4 protein-coding genes and 1 pseudogene are annotated in these 5590 nt (G+C 39.4%); 4 read left to right on the top strand and 1 reads right to left on the bottom strand.

Annotated elements, in window-relative coordinates:
* A pseudogene (locus PX481_RS01720) lies at positions 1 to 594 on the bottom strand (helix-turn-helix domain-containing protein); the annotation flags it as partial.
* A gap of 202 nt (positions 595 to 796) precedes the next feature.
* Here PX481_RS01720 and PX481_RS01715 point away from each other — a divergent pair.
* The 4 genes from PX481_RS01715 to PX481_RS01700 all read left to right on the top strand — a co-directional run bounded on the left by PX481_RS01715 (position 797) and on the right by PX481_RS01700 (position 5164).
* A complete protein-coding gene (locus tag PX481_RS01715) occupies positions 797 to 1192 on the top strand; it encodes a hypothetical protein (RefSeq protein WP_288093363.1) in 396 nt (131 codons plus the stop codon).
* A 183-nt stretch (positions 1193 to 1375) separates the two neighbouring features.
* A complete protein-coding gene (locus PX481_RS01710; RefSeq protein WP_002757832.1) occupies positions 1376 to 1516 on the top strand; it encodes a hypothetical protein in 141 nt (46 codons plus the stop codon).
* Between the two features lie 79 nt (positions 1517 to 1595).
* Positions 1596 to 2210 carry a Uma2 family endonuclease gene (locus tag PX481_RS01705; RefSeq protein ID WP_002757834.1) on the top strand — a complete coding sequence of 205 codons (615 nt, stop codon included), beginning with the start codon at positions 1596 to 1598 and terminating at the stop codon, positions 2208 to 2210.
* Between the two features lie 203 nt (positions 2211 to 2413).
* A complete protein-coding gene (locus PX481_RS01700; protein WP_288093359.1) occupies positions 2414 to 5164 on the top strand; it encodes a glycerol-3-phosphate acyltransferase in 2751 nt (916 codons plus the stop codon).
* Positions 5165 to 5590 lie beyond the last annotated feature (426 nt).

Genomic DNA, 5590 nt, shown 5'->3' with positions numbered 1-5590 from the left:
TAATCTTAATGCTTTTCTTTGCCCAGATATTTGTTGACGATCTAAATTAAATAGCATTCGATAAAGTTGATGACAAGATTGTTGGAGATGACGAATTTTTTCCGATGGGCAAATCACAACAGAAGAAGCGGAAGAATTTAAAAACTTTTTCGCTTCTGGTAGCTCTAAATTTTGGCACAATTGTTGCAGATAATTATCATGAACGTAAAGCTGAAAACGATTGGAAAAGGGATGTTGAAAAATGGAAATTTCTGATTTAGGGGGGACAATCCCAAGATAGTTATTTTCTACTGAGTACAAATTTTGGAAGAAGACGGAATTCACCCGAATAGGAATCGCAAAAACCCACATTTTAGAATGGACTACTCCCACAACATTTATTAAACAATTACGTTGCGATAATTCTAACATCACTTCATCGATGATGATCCTTGAAAGATACCCTTCAAAATGATCACCACTGAGTTGTAAAGCATCTCCGTTGACAAATTCTCGATTCTGAAAATAGCGAGAAAAGTCACAAAAATATTCACTTTTAAAGGTTAATTCCTGAGAATTAATTAAAATATCGGTTTTACTGTCAAAAATAAACATCTATATATAACTATTTGGTTATTGAGTAAAATCAAAATTTTTTTTGCCCATCAATTTAAAAACTTGCGTTTTTTGGATCATCTTAGCATAGAGGACTGAGTAGTATGAGTTACAGCAGAGTTGATTTGTTAATTTTGTCCATCAGTGTAATTCCAGTTAAATCTCTCACTTTTTTCCGTTATCGATTACTAAGGAGATTTCGATGGCTAAACAATATATGCCCCTTGAAGATTGCTCTGGGGCTGCGGTAGTGGGTGGAGAAGTTCCGCAATTACGTCCCCCGGCATTTTCTGATAACTCAAAATATACCACATTTACCTATACCTATTATCCAGAGGGATTGGAAATTTCCGATAGCTATATCTCTTATCCAGGAGAATCAGAAATTTCCGAAGCCCTTGCCAGGGAAATCACTACGTTCGCCGTTCCCCCGACAAATTATCCAGAGGGATTGGAAATTTCCGATAGCTATATCTATTATCCAGGAGGAGCGGAAATTTCCGAAGCTGTTGTTCCTAATATTAGCACTCGTCTCTTCTATGCGCTCAAAGCAATCATAGCATTTTTCATCAGAATGAGCCATGGGCAAGGGGCTTAAACCCTTTGTTGGCAAAACTTGTCGATACCTCAGTAACGTGAAAAGCGCTATAACTACACATCTAAGCCGCCGACATCGTCTTCATCATCAGGAGGGGCTGTAACATTCAGCGTTAATCAAGGAGACCCGATCATAAACTTACTAGGCGGCTCCGGTGGTAAAGAATTTTATGAGGGTGTAATATTGCCAAATGGAGATCTAAAAACTAACTGGCAACTGACTCCTTTTATGAACCTCGCCGTCGTTACCAATTATATTTTTGGTTTCGTCCTCATCGTTTTTGGCAGCGATAGTGCGATCGCAGATTATGTAGAGAGTTTGTAGGGTGGGCAATGCCCACCTTGCATTTAAGGTAAAATAGAGCTAAGGAAGTTAGTAGAGAGAGAATGCTATTTTGCCAGCTATGAGCCAAACTTTACCTAAAACTGTTAATTTCGAGGAATTCGTCCTTTGGCTGCCTGAAAATTCGGGAGTGCGTTATGAGCTACACAAGGGAAATATTATTGAAATGGCACAACCCGCAGGAGAACACGAGGAAATCAAAGGATTTTTAACTGTTAAACTCAGTGGAATAATTGATAGACTAGGGCTTCCTTATTTAATTCCTAACCAAGCGATTGTCAGACCTGCTGGTAAAAATTCTGGTTATTTTCCTGATGTATTAGTGCTAAATCGAACCAAGCTCGCTCAGGAAAAATTATGGAAAAAAGAATCAATCCTTAGGGATGGTGCATCTATCCCTCTGATCATTGAAGTGGTATCGACTAACTGGCGTGATGATTACTACTTAAAATTTGCTGATTATGAAGAAATGGGTATTCCTGAATATTGGATTGTCGATTATGCAGCCTTGGGTGGGCGTAATTTTCTCGGCACTCCTAAACAACCGACCATCTCTGTTTGTCGCTTAGTTGAGGAAGAATATCAAATTCGGCAATTTCGAGACAGAGATATCCTGATCTCCCAGACTTTCACGGAATTAAATCTCACTGTCAATCAGATTTTCTTAAGTCTGTAGGGTGTGCATCGTCCACCTTACTCTTTTCGTTTTTTTCTTCAGTTTGAGTGGTTGATTTTGCCGCTTAAAATCCGCAATTATTGCCTTTATTTGCTCCATCTGCTTGGGTTTTAAGCCATTAAGCTCAATTTATATTATCGCTTTCGTGTTCATGTTATCAAGGTCGTTACTAAGACAAGATCGTAAACTAAGACGCATTTTAAATGAGAGAAATTTTGGGATCCCTATTTATTTTTTTAGTCTGTCCCATAATCGGTGGACTGCCTCTGATCGATTGGATAAATTATCTCGTAACTGGACGTAAATTATCCCAATTAGGTACTGGTAATATCGGTGTAACTGCCGCCTTTTACCATGGGGGTAAATTAGTGGGAATTTTGGCGGTAATTTCGGAAGCAGCCAAGGGAATTATCGTTATTCTCCTAACCCGTTTATTTTTTCCCACCGGCTCCACTTGGGAATTATTAGCTTTAATTGCCTTAGTCATGGGGCGCTATTGGTTAGGAAAAGGTGCGGGAACTACTAATGTTTTCTGGGGATTAATCGTTCACGATTTTGTCGCTGTTTTTCTCACCTCAATCATTAGTGGGATTAGCTTTACTATTTTTCGAGAAAAATCTACGGGTAGATTGGTAGGATTATTTTTATTAGCTTTAATTCTCACCTTGCGCCGTCCCCACGATTCAGGTTATATTATAACTGCCATTGCTTTAGCCTGTTTATTAGGGGCAATTTTTCAAAAAATAGCCGACGATTTAGACTTACCCGAAGCAAGTGTTAACAATGAATCAAAAACTATGTTTCGTTTTTTTCGTGGAGATCGATCGATCCAAACTCTTGATGACAATCTGACGGCCTTAAAAGTGGGACAAAAAGCCGCCACTTTAGCCGATCTTAAGCGTGCCGGTTATCCCATTCCTAGGGGTTGGATTTTACCCCCAGGGGATGATCCACAACCGTTAATAGAATCTCTTCATCCTGATATTAATCATCCCTTAGTCGTGCGCTCTTCCGCTATTGGAGAAGATAGTGAAACCGCTTCATCTGCGGGACAATATACTACAATTCTTAACGTCATCGATCAAGAAAATTTAGCGGCGGCGATTTTAAGTTGCCAAACCTCCTATAATAGTCCTAATGCTGTTAATTATCGACTCGATCGAGGTCAAGAAAACACGGCCATGGCTGTGTTAATCCAAGAACAAATTCGAGGAGTTTTTTCGGGAGTTGCCTTCAGTCGCGATCCGATTAATCCTCTCAGTTTAGATGTAGTTATTGAAGCTTTACCCGGAGATGCCACCAGAGTTGTATCGGGAAGAATCACCCCCGAAAGTTATCGAGTTAATTTAGAAGAAAATATCATTATCGGAGCGGGAGATATTCCCCCGGCTATTATTCAACAGGTAGCTAATCTTTGTCGGCAATTAGAAAACCTTGATCATGGCATTCCCCAAGATATAGAATGGACTCATGACGGACGAAAATTATGGTTATTACAGTGCCGTCCTATCACTAATTTACAGCCAATTTGGACAAGAAAAATCGCAGCTGAAGTTATCCCCGGTGTGATTCGTCCTTTGCCTTGGTCAATTAATCGTCCTTTAACCTGTGGAGTTTGGGGAGATATTTTCCGGTTAGTTTTAGACAAAAAAGCCCTCGATTTGGACTTCAATGAAACAGCGACTTTACACTATCAAAGAGCCTATTTTAATGCTTCTTTGTTAGGAACAATTTTCCGTCGCATGGGATTACCTCCAGAAAGCTTAGAATTCCTGACCAAAGGGGCAAAGTTTACCAAACCACCGTTAACGGCAACTTTGGCTAATTCCCCTGGTTTATTAAAACTTTTAGGACGGGAATTACAGTTAGAAAAAGACTTTAGCCAAGATCAAAAAAACTATTTTATCCCGACGCTCAAAAAAATTAACGCTACTGCCCCAGAAGCTTTATCTTCAGGGGAGATTTTAGAGCAAATTGAGGAGATTTTAACCGTCTTAAAAAAAGCCACCTATTATAGTATTCTTGCCCCTCTTAGCTTCGCTTTGCGTCGCAGTATTTCGCAAGTACCTTTTGAGAGATTGGATAACTCCCAAGCACCAGAAATAGCCTCAATGCGATCGCTATCTGAACTGAGAAAAAATACGCTCGATCGAGATTTTGACTCGGCTTTTTCCCTCTGGTTAGAAACCTACGGTTATTTAAGCGAAGTGGGGACTGATATTTCCATACCGAGATGGCGAGAAAATCCCCAAGAGCTGCTACAACTCCCCTTAGATAGTCCGGGTAATAATAGCCATAAAAAAGTTAAATCTTCCCATACTGTCCAAAAAAGATTAAATATCAAAAACCAAGTGACTGAAATTTACTCCCGTCTTTTAGCTCACCTACGCTGGCATTTTCTCGCTTTAGAAACCCTCTGGTTACAGCAGCAAATATTATCGGAGACGGGAGATATATTTTATCTAAATTACTCAGAAGTTACCCAGTTGGGTCAGAATAATAAAATCGCCAATCTTAAGCAGATTATCCGTCAGCGTCGCCAACAATTCCAAGAAAACTCTCAATTAACCGATATTCCCTACATCGTTTATGGACAACCACCGAAAAGAGAATTTTTAGTTTCAAATTTAACTGCCAAAAAACGCTTACAGGGAATTGCCGCTAGTGGGGGGACAGTGGAGGGACGAATCAAAATTATGCCCAGCTTACAAAATCTAGAAATTGCCCCTAATACTATTCTCGTTATTCCCTATACTGACTCAGGATGGTCCCCTTTATTATCCCAGGCTGTGGGCATTATTGCCGAGGTGGGGGGACAATTATCCCATGGTGCTATTATTGCCAGAGAATACGGAATTCCCGCGGTTATGGATGTGCATAATGCCATGAAATTGTTAAAAGATGGTCAATTAATTCGTCTCGATGGCAGTCAAGGAATTATTGAAATTCTCTAGGCATTAGGGGACAAGCTGTTCGGTATCTAATAAGTAGTCATGCAAAATAAATTTCCTAGTGAAGATAGGCAAGAGGCAAGAGGCAAAAGCTTTATCGAAATGTGTAATTAATTTTGCTTAGGTACTTACCAAATCCTGTTTAAAAGGTATAGGAGAGCAGGGAGCGCCGGAGTTGGGAGAAGGGAGAAAAAAGCTGTTTCCCGACTCCTGAATACTGTCTCCTGAATACTCTCTCCTGACTCCTAAATAATGACTTCTAACCCAATGATAGATGTGGGATTTTTGCGGGAGTCCTATTTTCCGACAGATATAAGCAAAAATTATGTATTAACTCCAAAAACTTGAGAATATTTAAATTAACATTCCGCAATATTTACAAATTCTTAAGAATTAATTGAGAAAGATTTTTATTTAACAACGATGTTA

The organism is Microcystis sp. M53603_WE2, assembly GCF_030065435.1.
The sequence above is the reverse complement of the archived record's forward strand: the minus strand, read 5'-3'. Positions and strand labels throughout refer to the sequence as shown.

Coding starts and splice junctions, on each gene's coding strand:
- PX481_RS01700 (WP_288093359.1), top strand. CDS start 2,414: ATGAGAGAAATTTTGGGATCCCTATTTATTTTTTTAGTCTGTCCCATA.
- PX481_RS01705 (WP_002757834.1), top strand. CDS start 1,596: ATGAGCCAAACTTTACCTAAAACTGTTAATTTCGAGGAATTCGTCCTT.
- PX481_RS01715 (WP_288093363.1), top strand. CDS start 797: ATGGCTAAACAATATATGCCCCTTGAAGATTGCTCTGGGGCTGCGGTA.